Here is a 220-nt window from a genome sequence, read left to right as displayed (position 1 = left end):
GAGTCAGTGCGCCCACCAGCCTTAAAGAGAAGATCTCACAGATGTTTATTGAAAGGCCTGGCTGTTACCCTTCCATTGAAGCGCTATCCACAGAATTGGGAATGTCTTCTAGAACACTACGTAGACACCTCAAAGCCGCAGACACGAGCTATCAGAAAATATTGGATCACGTGCGATTTCACCTCTCTAGGCACTATCTTTCATCGACGCATATGAGTAT

At 45.9% G+C, this 220-nt stretch carries 1 pseudogene; it reads left to right on the top strand.

From position 1 onward, the window contains the following. Positions 1 to 220: pseudogene (locus AB4512_RS25285) on the top strand (AraC family transcriptional regulator); the annotation flags it as partial.

The sequence above is a fragment of the Vibrio sp. 10N.222.52.B7 genome, assembly GCF_041474275.1.
GTDB classification, from domain to species: Bacteria; Pseudomonadota; Gammaproteobacteria; order Enterobacterales; family Vibrionaceae; genus Vibrio; species Vibrio crassostreae_C.
Note: the sequence above shows the minus strand (reverse complement) of the source record. Positions and strands in the feature narration are given on the sequence as shown.